Origin of the sequence: Carboxylicivirga mesophila (assembly GCF_018271975.1) — a bacterium.
In the GTDB taxonomy this organism is placed as follows: domain Bacteria; phylum Bacteroidota; class Bacteroidia; order Bacteroidales; family Marinilabiliaceae; genus Carboxylicivirga; species Carboxylicivirga mesophila.
This window is the reverse complement of record NZ_JAGUCN010000003.1, coordinates 189,908-212,647: the sequence shown is the minus strand read 5'-3', so window position 1 is coordinate 212,647 and position 22,740 is coordinate 189,908. Positions and strand designations below refer to the sequence as shown.

Annotated in this window: 20 protein-coding genes; 16 read left to right on the top strand and 4 right to left on the bottom strand. The window is 42.3% G+C overall.

Going from position 1 to position 22,740, the window contains the following annotated elements; genetic code table 11:
* Window positions 1-164: 164 nt before the first annotated feature.
* The 4 genes from KEM09_RS04600 to lon all read left to right on the top strand — a co-directional run bounded on the left by KEM09_RS04600 (window position 165) and on the right by lon (window position 5,600).
* On the top strand, window positions 165-1,364 hold the full coding sequence (locus KEM09_RS04600; protein WP_212226092.1) for a GNAT family N-acetyltransferase: 1,200 nt from the start codon (window positions 165-167) through the stop codon (window positions 1,362-1,364).
* A 103-nt stretch (window positions 1,365-1,467) separates the two neighbouring features.
* Complete coding sequence (locus KEM09_RS04595; protein ID WP_200464468.1) at window positions 1,468-1,728, top strand: type B 50S ribosomal protein L31; 261 nt, start codon at window positions 1,468-1,470, stop codon at window positions 1,726-1,728.
* 108 nt (window positions 1,729-1,836) lie between these two features.
* Entirely contained in the window at window positions 1,837-3,051 is a 1,215-nt protein-coding gene (locus KEM09_RS04590; RefSeq protein WP_212226090.1) for a putative sugar nucleotidyl transferase, read from the top strand.
* A gap of 98 nt (window positions 3,052-3,149) precedes the next feature.
* Window positions 3,150-5,600, top strand: coding sequence for an endopeptidase La (lon, locus tag KEM09_RS04585; protein WP_212226087.1), 2,451 nt, complete (start codon window positions 3,150-3,152; stop codon window positions 5,598-5,600).
* 65 nt (window positions 5,601-5,665) lie between these two features.
* Here lon and KEM09_RS04580 read toward each other — a convergent pair whose 3' ends face one another.
* Window positions 5,666-6,472, bottom strand: coding sequence for an ADP-ribosylglycohydrolase family protein (locus KEM09_RS04580; RefSeq protein ID WP_212226084.1), 807 nt, complete (start codon window positions 6,470-6,472; stop codon window positions 5,666-5,668).
* Between the two features lie 208 nt (window positions 6,473-6,680).
* On the opposite strand from KEM09_RS04580, the gene KEM09_RS04575 reads away from it, so the two are divergent.
* From KEM09_RS04575 to KEM09_RS04545, 7 genes are all read left to right on the top strand, one after another.
* Entirely contained in the window at window positions 6,681-7,790 is a 1,110-nt protein-coding gene (locus KEM09_RS04575) for an AI-2E family transporter (RefSeq protein WP_212226080.1), read from the top strand.
* 174 nt (window positions 7,791-7,964) lie between these two features.
* Window positions 7,965-9,110, top strand: coding sequence for a cytochrome c3 family protein (locus KEM09_RS04570; RefSeq protein WP_212226078.1), 1,146 nt, complete (start codon window positions 7,965-7,967; stop codon window positions 9,108-9,110).
* 93 nt (window positions 9,111-9,203) lie between these two features.
* On the top strand, window positions 9,204-12,167 hold the full coding sequence (locus KEM09_RS04565) for a Fe-S-cluster-containing hydrogenase (protein ID WP_212226075.1): 2,964 nt from the start codon (window positions 9,204-9,206) through the stop codon (window positions 12,165-12,167).
* A complete protein-coding gene (gene nrfD / locus KEM09_RS04560; RefSeq protein WP_212188622.1) occupies window positions 12,167-13,534 on the top strand; it encodes an NrfD/PsrC family molybdoenzyme membrane anchor subunit in 1,368 nt (455 codons plus the stop codon). The genes KEM09_RS04565 and nrfD overlap by 1 nt, the downstream gene beginning before the upstream one ends.
* Window positions 13,535-13,536: 2 nt before the next feature.
* A complete protein-coding gene (locus KEM09_RS04555) occupies window positions 13,537-14,052 on the top strand; it encodes a DUF3341 domain-containing protein (RefSeq protein ID WP_212188623.1) in 516 nt (171 codons plus the stop codon).
* Between the two features lie 85 nt (window positions 14,053-14,137).
* Window positions 14,138-15,304: a hypothetical protein gene (locus tag KEM09_RS04550; protein WP_212226072.1), complete on the top strand. Its 1,167-nt coding sequence runs from the start codon at window positions 14,138-14,140 to the stop codon at window positions 15,302-15,304.
* Complete coding sequence (locus KEM09_RS04545) at window positions 15,288-15,947, top strand: c-type cytochrome (RefSeq protein ID WP_212226070.1); 660 nt, start codon at window positions 15,288-15,290, stop codon at window positions 15,945-15,947. Before KEM09_RS04550 ends, KEM09_RS04545 begins: the two co-directional genes overlap by 17 nt.
* An 88-nt stretch (window positions 15,948-16,035) precedes the next feature.
* On the opposite strand, the gene KEM09_RS04540 is transcribed toward KEM09_RS04545, so the two are convergent.
* Both KEM09_RS04540 and KEM09_RS04535 read right to left on the bottom strand, forming a co-directional pair.
* Complete coding sequence (locus tag KEM09_RS04540; RefSeq protein WP_212226068.1) at window positions 16,036-16,704, bottom strand: hypothetical protein; 669 nt, start codon at window positions 16,702-16,704, stop codon at window positions 16,036-16,038.
* A 119-nt stretch (window positions 16,705-16,823) separates the two neighbouring features.
* Window positions 16,824-17,435, bottom strand: coding sequence for an NUDIX hydrolase (locus KEM09_RS04535; RefSeq protein ID WP_212226067.1), 612 nt, complete (start codon window positions 17,433-17,435; stop codon window positions 16,824-16,826).
* Between the two features lie 7 nt (window positions 17,436-17,442).
* Between KEM09_RS04535 and pyrE the strand changes: the two genes are divergently transcribed.
* Both pyrE and KEM09_RS04525 read left to right on the top strand, forming a co-directional pair.
* Window positions 17,443-18,075, top strand: a complete 633-nt coding sequence (gene pyrE, locus KEM09_RS04530) for an orotate phosphoribosyltransferase (protein WP_212226066.1) — start codon at window positions 17,443-17,445, stop codon at window positions 18,073-18,075.
* Window positions 18,076-18,259: 184 nt separating this feature from the next.
* Window positions 18,260-18,664, top strand: coding sequence for an SRPBCC family protein (locus KEM09_RS04525; RefSeq protein ID WP_212226065.1), 405 nt, complete (start codon window positions 18,260-18,262; stop codon window positions 18,662-18,664).
* Window positions 18,665-18,723: 59 nt separating this feature from the next.
* Here KEM09_RS04525 and KEM09_RS04520 read toward each other — a convergent pair whose 3' ends face one another.
* Complete coding sequence (locus tag KEM09_RS04520; RefSeq protein ID WP_212226064.1) at window positions 18,724-19,473, bottom strand: biotin--[acetyl-CoA-carboxylase] ligase; 750 nt, start codon at window positions 19,471-19,473, stop codon at window positions 18,724-18,726.
* Window positions 19,474-19,681: 208 nt separating this feature from the next.
* On the opposite strand from KEM09_RS04520, the gene rsfS reads away from it, so the two are divergent.
* From rsfS to KEM09_RS04505, 3 genes are read left to right on the top strand one after another with little or no spacing between them, the layout of a single operon-like run.
* Window positions 19,682-20,053, top strand: coding sequence for a ribosome silencing factor (gene rsfS, locus KEM09_RS04515; RefSeq protein WP_212226063.1), 372 nt, complete (start codon window positions 19,682-19,684; stop codon window positions 20,051-20,053).
* A gap of 15 nt (window positions 20,054-20,068) precedes the next feature.
* Complete coding sequence (gene ftsH, locus KEM09_RS04510; protein WP_212226061.1) at window positions 20,069-22,087, top strand: ATP-dependent zinc metalloprotease FtsH; 2,019 nt, start codon at window positions 20,069-20,071, stop codon at window positions 22,085-22,087.
* On the top strand, window positions 22,080-22,721 hold the full coding sequence (locus KEM09_RS04505; protein ID WP_212226058.1) for a LutC/YkgG family protein: 642 nt from the start codon (window positions 22,080-22,082) through the stop codon (window positions 22,719-22,721). Before ftsH ends, KEM09_RS04505 begins: the two co-directional genes overlap by 8 nt.
* Window positions 22,722-22,740: the final 19 nt, after the last annotated feature.

The window sequence follows — 22,740 nt, the reverse complement described above, 5'->3', positions numbered from 1 at the left end:
GCTTTTTATTTGAATACAAACTGCGGTTTGGGTGAAATTATAAAGCGGGAATAAGCGGTCTGCAGGGCGCTATTTATATAGCTTTTCTTAGGATAATTGAAATAAACGGCTATTTTTGCGATGACCCATGCATGATTCACCTTTTTCTAAAAAGCACATAATTAATGAAGATAGTTGAGGTATCAGACAGACGTTCAAGGAAGCAGTTTTTAGATGTTGTTGAAGCCATCTACCATGATGACCCGGCATATGTCAGGCCTCTGGATGCGATGATTGAGGAAGTATTTGATCCCAATCAAAATACATATTTCAATCATGGTACAGCAACGCGTTTTATATTACTTGATAATGATGAGGTAATTGGGCGTGTGGCAGCATTTGTTAATTATAAAAAGGCCAATGGATTTGAACAGCCTACAGGTGGATTAGGCTTTTTTGAGTGTGTCAATAATCAAAAAGCGGCTTTTATGCTGTTTGATGCAGCTCAGAAATGGCTGAAGGAACAAGAAATGGAAGCCATGGACGGGCCCATTAACTTTGGCGAAAATGATAATTTCTGGGGGTGTCTGGTCGAAGGTTTTACACAGCCGGGTTTTGGCATGCAATACAATCCGCCATATTACAAGGACTTCTTTCAGGCTTATGGTTTTGTAACTTATTTTGAGCAGATAACGAACCATCTTGACTTAACGGTGCCATTTCCAGAGCGTTTCTGGAAAATTGCAGGGTGGGTGGTTAAAAAGGAAGGATTTTCTTTTAAGCATTTTAAAATAAAAGAGGCCGACCGTTTTATTGATGATTTTGAAACCGTTTATAACGATGCCTGGCGCTTTCATGAGAATTTTACTCCCATTGATAAAAAGATGCTGAAAGCTACCATGATGAAGGCCAAGGCGTTTATGATGGAAGATTTAATTTGGTATGCATACCACGATAATAAGCCAATTGGCTTCCTGGTATTGTTTCCTGATGTGAATCAGATACTGAAACACTTTAACGGAAAACTGACTTTATGGAATAAACTGCGTTTTCTGTGGATGAAGCGTAAGAAGGTGATGACAAGGGCCCGCGTAGTGATTTTGGGGGTTGTCCCAAAATTTCAGCGTTCTGGTATCGAGTCGGGTCTGTTTTGGCACCTTAAGGGTACCGTAGATAAAAATCCGCATTTGAAAGAACTGGAACTATCCTGGGTAGGAGATTTCAACCCTAAAATGAGGGTGTTGCAAGAGTCAATGGGCGCGGCTTTTGGTAAAAAACACATTACCTACCGCTATGTATTTAATCACAAAAATAATCAGGAGGTTAGAGCCGCTTCTATACCTGTTGATACCAAGTATAATGCGAAAACTGAAAAAGAATTATAAATTTCAGAGATTAAATACATTAAAAGCTTTGCAGGTTAAAATTTATAGTTTACCTTTGCAGCCCGATACGAATAAGAATATTAAAGAATTAAATTATATAACAATGAAACAGGGAATTCATCCAGACAATTACAGGTTGGTAGCTTTTACCGACATGTCAAATGGGGATACGTTCATTACTCGTTCTACTGTTAACACTAAAGATACTGTTGAAATCGACGGAGTTGAATATCCTCAGGTTAAGTTAGAAATCTCAAGTACGTCACACCCATTTTATACTGGTAAGATGAAACTTGTTGATACTGCAGGACGTGTAGATAAGTTCATGAGCAGATACCAAAAGCACTTTGATAAGCGCAAGTAATTGCTGCTTAGCTACAAAATATAAAGCTTCGGAGTTTCCGGAGCTTTTTTTTTACAATTATCGTAAATTGCCTCATGCTTCTCTTGTGAGGATTAAACACATTGAAAAATGAACCTGGTACTTTTTGATAATAACTATCGAAGTGGTATGCTGCCGCTGGCTTTTACCCGTCCGCAAGCAGCTATTCGTATTGGTATATTAACTGTTAAAGAAAAGTGGGAGGTCTGGACGAAAGCCTCTGCCAGTTATTTGGTCGATGATGTGTTGTCACAGAAATTCGCCACTAACATCCAGGAAGATAATATATTTATCTCAGCCTCTGTGCTACCAAACGAGGAATTGGTTCATGCCGTTGGTCAATTGGAAAAGGGGCAGGCTCTGGTTAAGGAAGGACTTCTTATAGCAGTTCGTGCTTCTGAATTCTCCCTGCAAGAAGCACAGGCAAATGCACTTGAAAAATGTGAAGTAATTAACTTTGAAGGTGAATTTGTACTTCTTGATAAGATCTATAAGCTCATTCCACATAACCAGGCTCAGATAAAAAGTGATTATAAGGTACTGACCCGTGATAGACAGTCGCAAGCTATCGACGAAACAGTGACAGTTGTCGGGCTCAATAAAAACCCTGAGTTGATTCATCAGATTTTTATTGAAGAGGGAGCAGAGGTCGAGTATTGCTCATTGAATCCCAAAGAGGGCCCCATTTATATTGGTAAAAATGCCAAAATATGGGAAGGTGCTATGATGCGTGGGCCTATTGCAATTGGCGAGTCGGTGCATATTAGCATGGGTGCTAAAATACTGCCAGGCGCTACCATTGGCCCATGGTCGAAGGTTGGAGGAGAGGTGAGTAATTCGGTTATTACCGGTTATTCTAATAAAGTGCATGATGGTTATTTAGGCGATTCAGTGTTAGGCGAGTGGTGTAATTTAGGCGCCGATACAAATACTTCCAATCTGAAGAATGATTTTGCCATGGTGAAGCTGTGGGATTATTCGGCTGGTAGATTTGGAAAAACAGGTTTGCAGTTTTGTGGCCTGGTAATGGGCGACTATTCCCGGTGTGCCATTAATACCGCCTTTAATTCAGGCACTGTTGTAGGTGTTGGCTCAAATATTTTTGGAAGTGGTTTTCCGCGTAATTTTGTTCCATCTTTTGTAATTGGCGGGCCGCAAGGGTACCGGATTAATAGTTTAAAGGCTGTGATTAATACAGGCGCAAAGGCTATGGCCAGACGTAATGTTGAAATGTCGGAACAGGATGAACAAATTCTGGAGGCTGTTTTTGAGCAAACGAAACAATACCGAATATCCCTCAAATAGGTTTTGGCACGCCAATTGACAATTAACGCAGCGGATGGTTAAATACTTAGCCTCCGACAATTTGTCATTAAATGACATTTGATTAAGAGATGAGAATTATGGATAATAATACATTTGGTTTTGATGAGGTGCTGATGTCTGATGTTTTTGAGTCTGATGCTGAGTTTATTCCAATCGTTACAGATGAGGATGAACAAAATGTCAGTGCGTTTGAGGTACCTGACATCTTGCCAATTCTGCCATTACGAAATACGGTTTTATTTCCTGGTGTGATTATTCCGATATCTATCGGTCGTGAAAAGTCCTTAACCCTGATCAAGGAGATCCAAAAATCTAAGGGCGTATTTGGAGCAGTAGCACAGAAAGATATCAAGGTTGATGATCCGCAGAAAGAGGATTTGTATGACATAGGTACAGTGGCTAAGGTTATTAAGGTGCTGGAGATGCCCGATAACTCTACATCCGTCATCATTCAGGGCAAAAAGCGCTTCCAGATTGAGGAGATGATTACCGATGAGCCCTACCATATGGCAAAGGTAAAAGGGCTGGAGGATGAAAAGGATGAGAAGCAGAAGAATGAATTTGAGGCAGTCGTAAGTTCCATCAAGGATTTATCGCTACGCGTCATCAAAGCTTCTTCTAATGTGCCGCCTGAAGCATCATTTGCCGTAAAAAATATCGAAAACGATGCCTTTCTAATCAACTTCGTTTGTTCCAACTCAGATATTAGTGTTGGTGAGAAGCAACGTCTGTTGGCCGAGAATAAGCTGTTCGACCGTGGTATGTTGCTACTCGAACATCTGGCCAAAGAAGTGCAGATGCAGGAGTTGAAAAGCGATATTCAGAGTAAAGTCAAACTGGATATCGATCAGCAGCAGCGCGAATATATGCTGCAGCAGCAGATTAAGACCATACAGGATGAGCTGGGTTCAAGTCCTATCGAGCAGGAAATTAGGGAGCTTAAGGAAAAAGCCACCAAAAAGAAGTGGAGTAAAGAAGTAAAGGATCTATTCAAGAAAGAACTGGATAAGCTGCAGCGTTTAAATCCAGCAGCAGGTGAATATTCGGTGCAGCATAACTACTTACAGACCTTAATTGATTTGCCTTGGAACGAGTATACCAAGGATAACTATGACATGAATCGTGCAGAGCGTATACTCGATCGCGATCATTATGGGCTCGATAAGGTCAAGGAGCGCATCCTTGAGCACTTGGCTGTTCTTAAGCTGAAAGGTGAATTAAAGTCGCCAATTATTTGTTTATATGGCCCTCCGGGAGTTGGAAAGACCTCTTTGGGTAAATCCATTGCCGAGTCATTAGGACGTAAATACGTGCGTATGTCATTAGGCGGTGTGCACGACGAGGCCGAAATCCGCGGCCATCGCAAAACTTATATTGGTGCAATGCCTGGTCGTATTATTCAGAGCATCAAAAAGGCCGGTGCAGCCAACCCTGTGTTTATTCTTGATGAAATAGATAAGGTAAATGCCAGTGCACATGGTGATCCTTCGGCAGCCTTGCTGGAGGTGCTTGATCCTGAGCAGAATGAGCATTTTCATGATAACTTCCTGGAAGTGGATTTTGATCTGTCAAAAACAATGTTTGTGGCTACAGCCAACACATTAGGTAATATATCACAGCCACTGCTCGACAGGATGGAGCTTATCAATGTAAGTGGCTATATATTGGATGAAAAGACGGAAATCGCAAAGCGCCATCTATTGCCTAAGCAAATGGAGAATCATGGGATTCCTAAAGGAACTATCTCTGTAAGTAAGAAGGTGATGGCGCACATTGTTGAATCATATACGCGTGAGTCGGGCGTGAGGGAGCTGGATAAAATACTGGCTAAATTGTGCCGAAAGATTGCATTGAAGATTGCCAAGGGTGATGAGCTGAAGAAAACCATTACTATAAAAGACGTAGCCGAGTATTTAGGTGTTGTGCGTTTCTCAAAGGATAAATGGCAGGACAATACGACGGCTGGTGTGGTGACTGGCCTGGCATGGACTGCTGTTGGCGGTGAAATTCTGTTTGTTGAAACCAGCCTGAGTAAGGGCAAGGGTAAACTAACGCTTACGGGTAACCTGGGCGATGTGATGAAAGAATCGGCTTTACTGGCTGTTGAATACTTACGGGCCAATGCCGATAAGCTGGGTATTAAGCATGAAACTTTTGATGAGTGGAATGTGCATGTGCATGTACCAGAGGGTGCTATACCAAAAGATGGGCCATCGGCTGGTGTTACAATGGTCACCTCATTGGCATCAGCATTTACACAGCGTAAGGTGCGTGCCCGATTGGCCATGACCGGCGAAATTACGTTACGGGGTAAAGTATTACCTGTAGGTGGTATAAAAGAAAAGATATTGGCGGCCAAGCGGGCCGGTATTACTGATATAATCCTTTCACAAGAAAATCAGAAGGACATTGAAGAAATAAACAATATCTATCTGGAAGGTTTAGAATTCCATTTTGTTAAGGATGTTTCAGAAGTTCTGAGATTTGCTTTACTGGATGAAAAAGTTAAAAATCCACTGAAAATATAATAATAGGCCGGTTCAACCGGCCTTTTTTAATGTCCTCAATTTTGCAAGTGGGTGCCAATGGGGCACTAGTAATTTGATACTACTTCTTCTAGCGGATTAATGAGCTCCTGGCAATAGCTGTTTTCAAACTGGATAAGCACCTTTTCTAATTCATTGTCGAGCCTCGATAAGGATTTTCGCGTAATGGCTTTGGGTATATGTTTGTAATAAGCCTGCGATATGGCACCTGTTATACTAGCTATTGTATTGCTTGGCCCTTCCAGCCAAATGGCTTTACGAATGGCCTCCTCAAAGTTTTCGGCATCGAGGAAAGCAGCTATTGCACAAGGAACAGGCGAGCAATAGTGTTGTTCCATCATTGTAGCGCATTCTTTGCTCAGTGTCTCAGGTAAATCGTATCCGATTGTGTTAATTAAAAAGTCTTTGATGCTGGTTCTGTCACATCCTGTTTTAGCCAGAAAAATACTGCCGCAAAGGGCTTGTGAGGCTTTGATTTTCTCAGCCGTAGGATGTGTAATTGCAGTTGCCTTTTCGGCTTCGGCGATAGCCTGTTCCAGGGAGATGGCCGCAAACCCTATCGGGCTAATACGCCTGGCTGCACCATCGCCACAGCTTTTATATGGCTTTGTTTGGTTAGATAGTGCCCACTCCAGAAATTCTGCTTGATACCCTGCTCTCGGATATTTCTGAGTCCATTCTCTTAGGGCTTGCTCAAATGAGATATGCCTTAATATAGCATCAGCAGTAGCAATGGTTAGTATGGTATCGTCGGTATAAGCCGAAAATGGTTTTAATAGTTGGAAATCAATACTCGACTGTGGCGAGTTTATAAATGCCGAGCCAATAATGTCTCCTACAATCGCTCCTCTCATTAGTAATCTATTAGGTTTTGGTAGGGTAAAAATAGTGTTTAGTTTTTCTGTTAGATAAGATAATATTTATACTTATGGTTAACGTCTTATTTCTCCGGACCAACCGCTATATATTTTTGACTAAAAAAGAAATTTTAATGGTTTACAACTTGATTTTGCTAGATTATTTCACGTGATTCTAAAGTGTAAATTGCACATTATCTACCCGATGGTTGAACGATTAAAATACATGTTTGGATTGCTGCTTGCCATAATAGCCATTGTTGTAATTTGGTACTTCAGGGCTGTAGTCTCTTTTTTAATTGTATCAGCTGTTATATCGTTGGTTGCACGACCTATTTTTGATATCATTCAGAAAATTCGCATACGCTCCTGGAAGCCATCTAATAGTGTGAGTGCTTTGCTGACAGTCCTTACTCTCTGGGTTTTTATTCTGGCTTTCTTCCGCATTAGTGTTCCATTCATTGTAAAAGAAATACATTTTTTATCCAATGTTGATTTGGATGTTGTTTTTGCAAGGGCTGAGCGTCTGCTCGGTTCTCTACTCCAGCCTTTAAGGGATACCGAGTTTGGTAAAGCCGGACTGGATGTTGTTGAAGGGCAGATTAAAGAGACTGCACTGACCTTTTTCGATTTTTCCAGGCTAAGGGGGATATTCGCATCATTAGCTGGCTTTCTTGGTGGCTTATTTATTTTTGCATTTAGTGTGTCATTTATCACTTTCTTTTTTCTGAAAGAAGAATGGCTGATTATCGAAGGGCTGTTGTTATTTATTCCCAGTCATTATGAGAATGCGTTGAAGCATATGCTGGCCTCAATTAAAACTTTATTACGACGGTATTTTATTGGAATTATAGTGCAGATAACGCTAATCAGTGTGTTTGTAACATTAGGTTTAGCCATGATTGGCCTCGAAATGCAGCACGCTGTGATCATTGGTTTATTCTCTGGTTTTGTGAACGTCATTCCTTATATGGGGCCTCTAATAGGCGCTTTCTTTGGGTTTCTGGTAGCTCTGGTGGCATTTGTTCAAACAAGTACGCCTCCTGAATTTGTACCATTCATGCTTGGTGTTATATTGGTCTTTGTCATCGTTCAGTTGTTGGATAATATCGTATTTCAACCCTTTATATTCTCAGCAAGTGTCAGGGCTCATCCCCTCGAAATTTTTATACTCATATTAATGGCAGGTTATATGTCCGGTATTATCGGCATGTTTCTGGCCATACCTGTTTATACAATTATTCGGGTGATAGCCAAGGAGTTTTTCTACAATTATAAACTGGTGCAAAAACTTACCCAGAAAATAAAAGAATAAAAGGTCGGAAATGCTATATTTGTCGCATTAAACAATTTTAGTATTGATTCGTTATCAATGGTTGAAAGTTGAATTGTTAAAAAATAACAATAAAAATTAAAAAAGAAATTGAGGTATAACGGGGCTTTCAGCTGCATATATGATGTAATCCTCAGCAACTAATAGCGACTAATTATGGTAAAGACTTTATCCGGTTCCCTTTGGCGGGGAGAAAAAAAATTAAAGTTTTTCTTTTTGTGCTTCGCCCTGTTTTACTGGGCAGGATTCACAACGGAGGCTTTTGCAAAAAAGCAAGGCCCTCAGCCTGACGTAAAAGTAGGAGAACGCCTGTTTTATGGCTTAATACCAACGGGAGAAGGTTCCAATTCTTGTGTGTCGTGTCATGCTATGTATCCGGCTGATTCGATGAACTGGAATCCATCAGCCATTGAAATGGCCAAGGTAGCGGCAGAAATGGATTTGGCTACTTTTAAAGAGCACTTACTCACACCAACAGGTGCCATGCGCGAAAAGGTGCACGTTAAATATCAGTTAGATGATGAACAGCTATTTCATCTGCAGGGCTATCTGGCAGAGCTGGCTGATACAGGAGTGAAAGAGCAACCTATTTCAATTAATAAATTGCTGATATTCCTTTTGCTGGGTGGATTAATGACACTAGCCCTGGTTGATATCTTTTTTACCAAAAAAATACCTTACAAGGCGGTGCACGTTTTAATAATCATTTTTGGTATCAGCTTTCAACTGAAAATTGTTGCGCACGAAATGATTGACTTGGGAAGAAGCCAGGATTATATGCCCGATCAGCCCATTAAATTCTCGCATAAAGTACACGCGGGCGATAATAAAATTGATTGCTTGTATTGTCACTCCAATGCTGATGAAGGTAAGTCGGCCGGATTGCCGAGTGCCGGCTTGTGTATGAACTGTCACCAGGTTGTACGTAATGGATCTAACTCTGGTCAGTTCGAAATCGCCAAAGTAGTTGATGCATACGAAAACAATAAAGATATCGAATGGGTGAGAATTCATAATTTACCTGATCATGTATTCTTTAGCCATGCGCAGCATGTTAACGTTGGTAAGCGTGAGTGTCAGGAATGTCATGGCGAAGTTGAAAATATGCACATTCTTAAGCAGGAGAATGAACTGTCAATGGGGTGGTGTTTGGATTGCCATAAGAAGACGAATGTTGATTTTCTGGATAACGATTACTACAAAACATTCGAAGCTCTGCATAAAGATTTGGCAGAGGGCGTTCGTGACTCTATCCAGGCAGCCGATATTGGCGCTAACGATTGTATGAAATGTCACCATTAATTAACACAGAGATTTAAGATACAAGATAAAAGACACTGTTACAGGATTTAACTGATTCTAATGTTTTAACTCTTGTTACTAAAGTTACACAATATGAAAGAATACTGGAGAAGCCTTGAAGATTTATTGCCTGAAGAAGACGCTTCGCAAGAAAAAAAATCTTCTGTGGTACTTTCTGATACTAGCGAGTCCTCAAAAAATACACGCCGTGACTTCTTAAAGTATTTCGGTTTTAGTATTGCATCGGCTGCTGTTTTAGCCGGTTGTGAGCGTCCTGTTAAGAAAGCTATCCCCTATTTGATACAACCTGAGGAAATCAGGCCCGGAACGGCCAACTATTATGCATCAACCTTTTACGATGGTGCCGAGATGGTTCCCATTTTAGTGAAAGTGCGTGATGGCCGGCCAATAAAAATTGAAGGGAATGATCTTTGCCAGATGACTGGCGGATCAGCCTCGGCCCGTGTGCAGGCTTCCTTGTTGAATCTGTATGACGAGTCGCGTCCGGCGCAGCCAATGCTAGATGGTAACCCAATACGCTGGGAAGATGTGGATGCTAAGCTGTCGGAAACGCTGGCTGCATGGGATACTTCCAAAGAATTTGTAATTCTGACACCCAGTATTATTAGTCCATCAACTAAAAAACTATTAAAGGATTTTAGTACCAAGTATCCATTTGTGGTGCACGAAACCTTTGATGCTTTTTCATATTCGGCGCTTCGCGAGGCTTATCAAATGAGTTTCGCTCAGCCAATAATACCAGCTTTCCGCTTCGATCAAGCCAAACTGGTAGTTGGCTTTAATGCCGACTTTTTAGGTACCTGGCTGCAACCAACAGCATTTGGTCGTCAGTATGCTTCGGCTCGTAAATTAACAGATGGGCAGCGTGACATGATGCGCCATGTGCAGTTTGAGGCAACCATGACACTTACCGGTTCCAATGCCGATGAGAGAGTCCCAATGCCTGCAGTTGATGAAGCCTACTATTTGGCTGCACTTTATGCTCAACTGGCAAAAGAAGCTGGTATTGCAGTAACTTCTGTTGATGCACCACAAGCTATCGTTAAGGTGGCTGATGAATTAGCAGACGCCAAAGGGAAATCATTAGTCGTATCCGGAACCAATGACAGTAGTATTCAGCGCTTGGTGGTTGAAATCAACTACTTGCTCGAAAATATAGGAAAAACAATCCTTGTGGACCGTCCGCTTAACTTGTTCCAGGGCGATGATAAGGCCTTTGATGACTTGCTAACCCGTATGGAAAACGGTAATGTTGGTGCTGTGATGTTCTGGGAAACCAACCCGGTATATCAGGCTCCTTTGCAGGGGCGTACCGAGGAAGCAATTAAAAAGGTGCCTCTGCGTTTGGCTGTGCAATCACAACAAACCGAAACAGCCCTGCTATGTAACTACCAGCTGCCGGCACCTCATTTTCTTGAAAGGTGGGATGACACCGAGTTGGTTAGTGGTGTTTACACACTGACGCAACCCGCTATTCGGCCACTGTTTAAAACCCGTTCACCACAGGAAAACCTGATGGCATGGGCCGGTTTTGAAGGAAGCTATTATGATTACATCAAGTTATATTGGAAAGAGAATATTTACAGCCTGGAGCTGGCAAAAGGTAAGCAGTTCGAATCATTCTGGAAGGTAAGCCTTAGGGATGGTATTGTGGCTGGTAACCCTACATCAGGTGCAACATCCTATCAAGGAGCCGATATTTCAGCCATAGTTAAGGCGAATGCTGCTGCCACATCAGGTAATGATTTGGAACTGGTATTATACCAAAACGTTCCTGTTGGTGATGGTACCCTGGCCAACAACCCGTGGTTGCAGGAATTACCTGAACCGGTATCGCGTGTTTGTTGGGATAATTATGTGTCTGTCTCGCCAGCTTTTGCTGCGTTACGTGGTTGGACGCAAGGAGATGTAGTCAATGTTAATGGCATTGAATTACCTGTGTTAGTGCAACCTGGTCAGGCTAGAAATACCTTGTCCGTTGCAGTTGGTTATGGGCGTAGTAATGCCGGGCGCGTAGCCAGTGACCTGGGTAAAAATATATATCCATTGGTTGAGCTAAGCAATGGTCATCGTGCTTATGTGATTCCAAAGGTAGAGGCTGTAGCTACAGGATCAACCTATGAGCTGGCCGCAACCCAATCGCATCACTCAATGGAAGGACGTGCATTGGTTCGCGAAACAACGATAGCTGATTACCTGGCCAATCCTGCTTCTGGCAATGAGATGCATGAAAAGGTTGAGAAATTACATACTACATTATATCACGAGCATGAGTACAAAGGCCATCACTGGGGAATGGTGATAGACCTGAACTCATGTATTGGTTGTAATGCCTGTGTAGTGGCATGTTCAGCTGAAAATAACGTGCCGGTGGTGGGACGTAACGAAGTTCGTCGTTCGCACGAAATGCACTGGATTCGTTTGGACCGTTACTACGCTGGTGATTCTGATAATCCGGAGGTGGTTCGACAGCCGGTGATGTGTCAGCATTGCGATAATGCGCCATGTGAGAACGTTTGTCCGGTGGCAGCAACCAACCACAGTTCTGAAGGTATTAACCAGATGGCCTATAACCGTTGTATCGGAACACGTTACTGTAATAACAACTGCCCTTATAAAGTGCGTCGATTCAATTGGTATGATTATACAGGAGCCGATACAATTCCTAATAACCGTGTTGATCCGGCAGGTATGACACTAGATCTGAAACGGATGGTGCTCAACCCTGATGTGACCGTACGCGCCAAGGGGGTTATTGAAAAATGCTCAATGTGTATTCAGCGGATTCAGGATAAGAAACTAAATGCCAAAAAAGATGGTCGCCAGTTAGCCGACGGAGAGATTAAAACGGCTTGTCAGCAGACTTGTCCGGCTGATGCTATCACGTTTGGCGATATGAATGATCCAAACAGCAAGGTGTCGAAACTATTGAAAGATGCCCGTCAGTATGGTTTATTAGAAGAGCTACACACCTTACCGTCGGTTGTGTATTTGACCAAAGTAAGAAATAAGGATAAAAATAAAACGCTAAGCTAATGTACGTATCACCAGTAAGAGAACCGCTCATTAGCGGAGAAAAAAGCTACAGTAAAGTTACCGAGGATATATACGCCCCGATGACCGGTAAGCCTGGCAAATTTTGGTTTGGTGGATTAACATTAGCCTTAATTGCATTAGGATTCGGACTGTTCTCGATCTTCATTACGGTTTGGGATGGCATCGGAACATGGGGACTGGACAGAACCATTGGATGGGGTTGGGGTATCACCAACTTTGTGTGGTGGGTTGGTATCGGTCACGCCGGTACGTTTATCTCGGCCATCCTGTTATTGTTCCGTCAGAAATGGCGGACATCAATTAACCGTAGCGCCGAGGCCATGACCATTTTTGCGGTAATGTGTGCCGGGTTATTTCCACTCATTCACATGGGTCGCCTGCCTTTAGGCTTCTTTATTTTTCCATATCCTAACACACGCGATGTTTGGGTGAACTTTAACTCTCCACTGTTGTGGGATGTGTTTGCTATCTCTACCTACCTGACTGTTTCATTGTTGTTCTGGTATATGGGGCTTATTCCTGATATTGGAACCATTCGCGACCGTTTGAAGGAGGGCATTAAGAAGAAAGTGTATTGGTTCCTGAGCTTCGGTTGGACCGGTTCTGCACGTCATTGGGCACGTCATGAATCAATGAGTTTAATACTGGCAGGTTTAGCTGCTCCTTTGGTGCTTTCAGTACATACCATTGTTAGTTTTGATTTTGCCACGTCGGTGATTCCAGGCTGGCACACCACCATCTTCCCACCTTATTTTGTTTCTGGTGCGGTATTCTCTGGTTTTGCCATGGTGTTAACCTTGATGATTATCACGCGCAAGGCCATTAATCTGGAAGATTACATCACCAAGGCGCATCTGGAGTCAATGAATAAGATCATTATTGCCACCGGTTCCATTGTGGGTATCGCCTATATTACTGAGCTGTTTATAGCTTGGTATTCGGGTGTGGTATACGAACAGTATGCTTTTGTCAATAGAGCTTTTGGTCCTTACTGGTGGGCCTACTGGATCATGATGACCTGTAATGTGATTACTCCTCAGCTCTTCTGGATTAAAAAGATACGGCGTAGTTTTGCTGCCACATTTGTCATATCCATTTTCGTGAATATTGGGATGTGGTTTGAGCGTTTCGTGATTATCGTAACCTCACTGCACCGCGATTTCCTGCCTTCTAGCTGGAGTATGTATTCACCAACCTGGGTTGAGGTAGGTATTTATATTGGTACGTTTGGCTTATTCTTCACGTTGTTCTTCCTCTTTATCCGATTCTTCCCGGTAATTGCTATTGCAGAGGTGAAGAGTGTATTGAAGACATCAAGTGAGAAGTTTATAAAGAAAGGAAAGTAATTATGGCACAGAAAGCTTTTGTATCAGGATATTATCTGGATGATAAGGACCTGGTTGAGGGAATTAAAGCCTTACAGGAAAAAAATATAGAGATTGCCGATGTGCGCACACCTTTTCCCGTGCACGGACTGGATACAGTGCTAAAGATGCGTCGCTCGCGATTACCCCGGGCCGGATTTATTGCAGGTGCCATGGGTGCAGCTATTGGGTTTGGCTTTCAGGCCTGGGTATTTACAGAAGCATGGCCCCTGAACTTTGGTGGAAAGCCATATCTGTCGGTGCCTTCCTTTATTCCGGTTACCTTTGAGTTAACTGTACTGATGGCAGCCTTTGCTTTGGTCTTTGGATTCTTAATCAGCAGTAAGCTGGGGCCCGGTGCCGATAATATCATTTTTGATGAAGAAGTAACCAACGATCGCTTCCAAATTCTACTCGAAGTGAGTGGAGGTAATAGTGATGAGTTACAAGCAGAATTGCAATCTGCCGGAGCCGAAGGTGTACAACATCATGATGTTTAAAAAAGACATAAGCATCAAGACAAAAGACTCTAGACTATTGTTTCTTGATACTTGATCCTTAAATCTTGATACAAATTATTGAACTATGTATAAGTCATTTGAATTTACAAAAAAGATAAAGTCCTTTTTAATTGCGATGTTGGTCATAGGCGCTCTATTAGCCGCGGCAGGTATTGCAATGAATCTGGATCATACACACCGCATTTGGGCCAATGTGTTGCTCAATGGCTTTTTCTTTACAGCCATTGCCATGAGTGCTGCTTTCTTCGTGATAGTGCATGTTTTGGGTGAATCTGGTTGGCACACCGCTGTGCAACGTATTCCCGAAGCCATGTCCTTGTATGTGCCTGTGGGAGGAGTTTTTATGCTATTGGTTTTAGTGGGTATGCATGATATCTACCACTGGAGCCATACTGAACATCTGGACGAGGTTTTGCAGGGAAAAGCTCCTTATCTCAATCCTTTATTCTTCAGCATCAGGACGGTGGCCTACATCGTTATCTGGAGTTTATTGGTGCTTTGGTTCAGAAAAACATCATTAAAAACTGACAGCACAGACGATATTCAGCTGTTTAATAAGCAACGGACGATAGCAGGTATTTTCATTGTCATATTTGCGGTTACCAGCTCAACTTCGGCCTGGGATTGGATTATGTCTATTGATGCCCACTGGTTCAGTACTTTATTCGGGTGGTATATGTTTGTGAGCACTTTTGTGGCGGCTGTTGCAGTTATTATCGTTCTTCTGGTCGTACTTAGAAGAATGGGTTATATGGAGCACGTTAATGAAGAACACCTGCATGATTTGGGTAAATACCTGTTCGGGTTCAGTATATTCTGGGCGTATTTGTGGGTGTCGCAATACCTGTTGATTTGGTACAGTAATATTCCGGAAGAAACAGTTTACTACGTCAAGCGCATTCAGAATTTTGAAACTGTATTTTATGCCAATGTGATCATTAACTTTCTGGCTCCATTCCTGATTCTGATGGCACGCGGTACCAAACGCAAACTCAACTGGCTCATAGCTGCAGCCGTGATTGTATTCATTGGCCATTGGATAGATATGTATCTGGCCATTATGCCAGGTACAACCGGTCATGCCGAGTTTGGTATTCTTGAAATTGGTATGACTGTATTTGTGTTGGCGGTTTTCTTGTTTGTGTTTTTCTCTAGATTTGCCAAAGCACCTGTTGTACCTGAAAATCATCCTTACTTTAAAGAGAGTTTTGATTATGACAATATTCGATAAAGATATGAAGCACCTTCGTTCCTTTAAAATGATTGGCATGGCCATGTTTGTGCTGGTTGTAATGTCGAGCTGCGATAAGAACCGAAATAAACCAGGATATAGTTATTTCCCGGATATGGAACAATCACAGGCTTATGAAACATATACCGATAATCCAAACTGGGAGAACGGGCGCACCAATCAGTTGCCTGTCGAAGGCACCATTCCACGTGAGATGATTCCATATGATTTTGAGAAAACCGAAGTGAACCGTACCTGGGCAGGGCAAGAGCTGGACAATCCATATGCAGATGATAAAAGCATTGTTGAAGAAGGTCACCGATTATACAACATTTACTGCTTGCATTGCCATGGAGATATGGGCGATGGAAACGGGCATTTGTATACTTCACAGAAGTACTTGTTTATGCCAGCTAATCTCAATTCAGAGAAAATTCGGACCAATCCCGATGGAGAAATCTTTCATGTTATCACTGTTGGTTATGGCGTGATGGGCGCCCATGGTGCGCAGATATTACCTGATGAGCGCTGGAAGATTGTCTCATACATTCGCGAGGAGTTGCATGTTAAAGCCGATGAGGCTGCGAAGGTTGCAGAACAAGAACAGAATGAAGAAGTAGCGCCAAGTGAAGCTGAATCGTAGAAAAGTAATTAATTAAATATGGTTGAGAGGCCCGGTTTATTTTAAGCCGGGCCTTTCTAATTCTTATTGGACGATTGTTGAAGTTGTATTATTGAGCCATCAGTTCAAAACGTTCATCATTGGCCTCAATAAAGCCTTTGTCGGCTTCCTTATTAGTAGGTGCTCTTTGTTTCCGCAAAGCCAATGCATTTTCAAGCCTGATACGATAACCGTTCTTATAGGCCATCATATGAGCCTGTTCAAAACCCATTTGTTGAATGATATGCATGAAATTTTGTGCTTCCTCATAGTCTATAAACTCACCCAGGGTAAATTGATTAATGCTGTCGTAGGTGTCTTGCTTTAATCCAAGCATATTCTCTTTATATTGGCTTAAATCCAAATCCTTATAGGCACCAATCTGGATGGCAAACAGGATACCATCGTAATTGTCTTTTGGGATGGCTGCGCTATGGATGCTGTAGGTGATTTTTTGAAGTGAATCTGGGTTTATTTTCTTCTCAATATAAACAGTGTCAATTCGTGGTACTGCCGTTGCCGTTGATTGCTGGCCTGGCACATTGATAAAGCCCTGCGCTAACAGGAGTATGAACAGTGTGACAGAAAAAACAATGGTAAAGTAAAACCATAGCCGCAGCTGGCCAATCTTAGTCGATTGTTTTTGAGCAGTCTCCCTTAATCGACTTAACTCTTTATCCAAGGCTTCAATACGCAATTGTTGCTTCTGTTCCGATATGAAATTTTCGGGTGCTGACATGAGTTTGGGTGTTTAATGACTACTAATTTAATGGATTGCATTAAGCTTGTAAATGTTACCAACCGTTAATTAACTAACAAGATATTAACAGCTTAATGTTTTTATAGGAGAGAAATGGTTTAATAGCCGGCTTTTGCAAATACTTCGCGAATAGAAGGATAGGTGTGATTCAGTATTTCATTAATAGCCTCCCTTTTCACCCAGGTGGCCGATACAATGTTTTCCTCGGTCTGCGGTGTTGGATTTTCAAAGCCAAAGTAGTCCATAAAAAACCAGGCTGTTTCTTTAAGGTAGTGTACCCCTTTTTGCTCGTAGGTATGGAAAGTACATAGCAAAGGGTGGCGAATAACCAGATCGGTGATGCCACATTCCTCTTCTACCTCTCTTAAGGCTGTTTTTCTAAAGCTTTCATCCTTTTCGCATTTGCCCTTGGGCAAATCGTAAACGCCTAAGCGGTGAATCACTAAAAATTCATTTTTGGGATTCATCACCAGACCGCCGGCAGCTGTAATAAATCGAAAGCATTTTTTAAGAGCATTCAGCAAAACCTCCTTCTTACGGCCATACACATAGGCCGCTTTTAACGACGTATTATTTTCAAAGGTGTTAATAAATATCTGGAGCTCATGATGTGATGTGTACTTGTGCAGTGCATCAAAGTTTTGGGAGAGATCCTGCTCCAGTTTATCCGTTAAAAAAAGTGTTCTGTCCTTGAAAAAAACTTTATACATTTGCGGTATGGAAAAATTAGCAGAAATTGTAGCCAATCAGTTGTTGCAAATTAAGGCAATAAAATTGCAACCTGCAAACCCCTTTACATGGGCATCGGGGTGGAAATCACCTATCTATTGTGATAATCGTAAAACGCTTTCATATCCGAATGTGCGTGATTTCATTAAGTTGGAATTTGCACGTCTGGTACTTGAAAAATATCCTGATGTGGATGTGGTTGCTGGAGTGGCAACCGGTGCTATCGCACAGGGTGCGTTGGTGTCTGATGCCATTAATAAGCCATTTATTTATGTTCGGTCGGCTGCCAAAGGCCATGGTTTAACCAACCTGATTGAAGGTGACCTTAAGCCAGGGCAAAAAGTAGTGGTGATTGAGGACTTGATCTCAACAGGCGGAAGTAGCTTAAAGGCCGTGGAGGCAATCCGCGAAGCAGGTGCTGAAGTTTTAGGGATGCTGGCTATTTTTACTTATGGTTTTCCGGTTGCTACTGAAGCTTTCGAAAAGGCAGGCGTTGAATTGACTACTTTAAGTTCTTACGAACAAATGATTCCATTTGCCAGTCAATCGGGCTATGTAACGGCCGATGATGTGGCTACTTTGCAAGAGTGGAGAAAAGATCCGGCTAACTGGAATAAATAGCAAGATATTAGCTGTTAGCTTATGGCTGCCGGCTTAAAAATATTAATTCTGAGCAGGCCTGTTTTAGGCTTGCTCTTTTTCTTTATTAATATAGGTGTGCAGCATGTTAGTTGGCGCCAAACGAATGATAGAGACCATTAGACACTACTGCCTTCTAACTTGCAACTAACAAACTATTTGTATTATGACAACATTCGAAAGCGATATAAAAAAGGCCACTTATCCGGCAGAGAAGATGTTTAATTTCCTATCCGATTTCGATCATTTTGGCGAGGTGATCCCGAAAGATAAGATTAATAACTGGCAGTCATTTGGCGATAGTTGTCGTTTCTCCATCGATCCCGTGGGCGAAGTTGGACTGCGCATTGTTGACACAGAGGCACCCAAGATGATTAAGTTCACCGCTGAAGGCAAAACGCCCTTCAACTTCTTTTTGTGGATACAACTAAAAGAGATGGCTGAGGATGATACCCGTGTGAAACTCACCATAAAAGCCGATATGAACCCGATGATTAAAATGGTAGCCAGTAAGCCCATCAAGAAGTTTCTGGAAGTATTAAGCGATGCCATTGCCAATCATCAGTATTAAAGTCTAGAGCTGTCAGTTAGTGCTTATTAGCTATTGACTGTCAGCTTTGCCCTTTTTCATTACATCACAAATTGCACCTCCTTAAAGGCATATTCACGTTTTTGCTTCTTGGTGTCCACAAGTGTTAGCAAGCCCATCTCATTCACCGAAGCTATCTGTGCCTCAAATGTCTCCTTATCATCCCGGTAGCTGTAAGTGCCTTCTTTACGGTACAGGTTGGTCAGGTAATCGTCATTTATCAATGCCATGCGGTGTGTTTCCAGCTGATGGTAACGCTCAATAATATTGTCGAGCAATAGTTCCAGTACTTGTTCAAGTTCAAAGTGCTGACCAGTTAATTGTTTCAGCGAAACCGGGTTGGGAGCGTCCGATACAAACACTTCCTGGTTAACATTCAGGCCTATGCCCACAATACAATAGTCGAGCGCACTGCCCAGTATCGAATTCTCAATTAAAATACCGGCCACTTTTGAGTCATTAACGTATATATCATTCGGCCATTTAATGGTGGCATCCTGCTGGCTTACTTGCTTAATGGTGTCAATCAGTGCCAGTGACACGGCTTTTGAGATATAAAACTGCAGGTGTGGCGCCAAAAATGTAGGTTTAAGCAGTAGGCTGAATGTGAGGTTACTGTTTGGCTCACTCTCCCATTTATTGCCTACCTGTCCTTTGCCAGCTGTTTGGTAGTTTGTAATCACAACACTATGCTCAGCCAGTTCTCTTTCGCTTAAGAGCCGTTTAAGTTCGGTATTGGTAGAACCCAGTTCGGGGTATACTAAAAAATCAGGTGCTGAATATGTCATCATTACAGTTTATTGTGAAAATATGTCAGGCCAGGCGGCTCATTATCTATTTGACAAAAATAGATGTTTATAATTTTTTAAAAGTAGTATCTTTGAGCAAAAGTATACCATCGCCGGAAAATGTTGATCCAACAGGAGTCGTGCCCCAGGTATATTTTAACCTATACTTTATAACTGCAAAACAAAGCAACAGAAAAGACAACAACTGCGGATGAATGAAGAGAATTACTCTGCTAAACAATTAGCAGATGCTATTGTTGAAGGTATTCAGGATAAGAAAGGCACAAATATTGCTATCTTGGATTTATCAAAATTAGATAACACGATTTGTCAGTATTTTGTGATTTGTGATGGTGAAAGTACTACACAGGTAGATGCGATTGCTGACGGGATTGAAGATTACGTGCGTAAGCATTTAGGCGATAAACCAAATCATGTTGAAGGGCGCGAAAATGCGCTTTGGATTTTATTGGATTACTTCGATGTGGTGGTACATGTTTTCCATAAAGATCAGCGAGGGTTTTATAACCTCGAAGAGCTGTGGGCCGATGCCAAACGTACGGATATTGAAAACCTATTTTAACTAGAAAGTAAGCACATGTCAAACGGAAAACCGAATACACCGGGAGGTGACAAGGATAAGTCAAAGTTTCCGAAATTTAATCTGTATTGGGCATACGGCTTAATAGCCATTGCACTTATATTGGTAAGCCGAATGGACTTCGGACAGGGGCCTCATAAGATTTCCTACAGTGATTTTAAAAATGAGGTACTTGTTGGAGGTGATATCGATAAAATCATTGTTGTACGAAATGAAGGTGTTGCCGAAGTAACCATTAAAGAGGATAAGCTGGATAAGTACAAGCACCTGTTTAATGAAAATTTGACCAATTCAGGTCCGCCAGCTGCAGGTCCACATTTTACCTTTAACTTATCTACCATTGATAAGTTTGATGAAGCGGTGGCATTGGCCGAATCAGAGCAAAACACAACCATTCCGGTAGATTACGAAACACGAACAGACTTCTTTGGTGAGTTTTTTACGTTTATGTGGCCACTGTTACTGTTGGTGGCTATCTGGATATTCATCTTTCGCCGGATGGGTGCACAAGGGGGTGCTGGTGGTGCCGGTAATATATTCAACGTTGGCAAGTCAAAAGCCAAAATGTTTGATAAAGAGTCAGACATTAATGTGACGTTCAAAGATGTGGCCGGTCTGGTGGAAGCTAAGCAGGAACTTGAAGAGATTGTTGAATTCCTGAAGCGTCCTGAAAAATATACCGAGTTGGGTGGTAAGATACCTAAAGGCGCCTTATTGGTAGGTCCTCCCGGAACAGGTAAAACATTATTGGCAAAGGCTGTTGCCGGTGAGGCCAACGTGCCGTTCTTTAGCATGTCAGGTTCCGACTTTGTGGAAATGTTTGTAGGAGTTGGTGCCAGCCGTGTGCGCGACTTGTTTAAGAAAGCCAAAGAAAAATCGCCTTGTATCGTGTTTATCGATGAGATTGACGCCATTGGTCGTGCCCGTGGCAAAAGCCCTAACATGGGTGCCAACGATGAGCGTGAAAATACCCTGAACCAATTACTAACCGAGATGGATGGTTTTGGAACCAACAGTGGTGTTATTATTCTGGCTGCTACCAACCGTGCTGATATTCTGGATCGCGCCCTAATGCGTGCCGGCCGTTTCGACCGTCAGATACATGTTGAGTTACCAGACCTTAAAGAGCGTAAAGCCATCTTTGAGGTGCACCTGCGCCCGCTGCGCCTGAAAGATGATGTGGAGAGTGATTTCTTAGCGAAACAAACACCAGGCTTCTCAGGTGCCGATATTGCTAACGTTTGTAATGAGGCGGCTCTGATTGCGGCTCGTGGTGATAAAAAGATTGTTGAGAAAGAAGATTTTCTGAGTGCCGTTGACCGAATTGTTGGTGGTTTAGAGAAGAAGAATAAGATTATTTCAAAGGATGAGAAAAAGGCTATTGCCTATCACGAGGCTGGTCATGCCACTATCAGCTGGTTGCTGGAGCATGCTCACCCGCTGGTAAAGGTAACGATTGTGCCGAGAGGTAAAGCCCTGGGTGCTGCCTGGTACCTGCCTGAGGAACGCCAATTAACAACCACCGAGCAAATTCTGGATGAGATGTGCTCAACACTTGGAGGCCGTGCTGCTGAGGAAATCATGTTTGGTAAGATTAGTACCGGCGCTTTGAATGATTTGGAGAAAGTAACGAAGCAGGCCTACGCCATGGTGTCCTATTATGGGATGAGCGATAAGGTGGGCAATATCAGTTATTTTGATTCTTCAGGTCAGTCTGATTACTCATTTAATAAGCCATACAGCGAGAAGACAGCTGAATTAATGGATGAAGAAGTGGGGCGTATCATTGATCAAGAATACAAGCGTGCTAAGAAAATATTGGTGGAGAATCATGAGAAGCATACTAAATTAGCTGAATTGCTGCTTGAGAAAGAAGTGATTTTCAGTGAGGATCTCGAAAAAATATTTGGTAAACGCATTTCTGAGCATGTTATTCAGGAAGAGGATGTGAATGATAATGAAGCTGCTGAAGACTCAAAGCCTGCAGCCGAAGCTTCTTCGGATGATAATGCATAATCGTACAAAAATAATATCAGATAAAGCACGGGCCAACATTTTAAGCAGGCTTGAAAGTGCTAGACAGGAAAACAGCGGATTGATGCCTGAAAGGGTGCAGTCCGCTGCTGTTTTTCCGTCACCGGATAATTTGTTATCCACCTTCATTGAAGAGTTTGAAAAGGTCAATGGTCAGGTGTTTGTCTGCGATAATCAACAAGCGGTGGCGAAGCAGTTGGTAACATTGGCTGACGAGCGCTGTTGGAAGAATGTCTTTTGTTTTGAAGAGTCATTGTTGCCCTATATACCCGATTCAATTCAACTAGGTAGTGATGAAGATTTTGAATCAATGCAGGTTGGAATTACCAGATGTGAGATGTTGATTGCGCGAACAGGTTCCGTTATGGTGAGCTCGGCAGGTGCATCGGGGCGCCGCTTAAATGTTTTTCCGCCGGTGCATGTTGTCATTGCTAATGTTGATAAGTTGGTGCCATTTTTAGATGATGCCATTAGTCGTTTCAAAGAAAAATACAAGGGCAATAAGCCATCTCAGGCAACCGTCATTACCGGGCCCAGCCGAACAGCAGATATTGAAAAGACCTTAGTTATGGGTGCGCATGGCCCAAAAGAACTGATCGTACTAATTCATCAATAATGATGATTTTCTTTTTTGG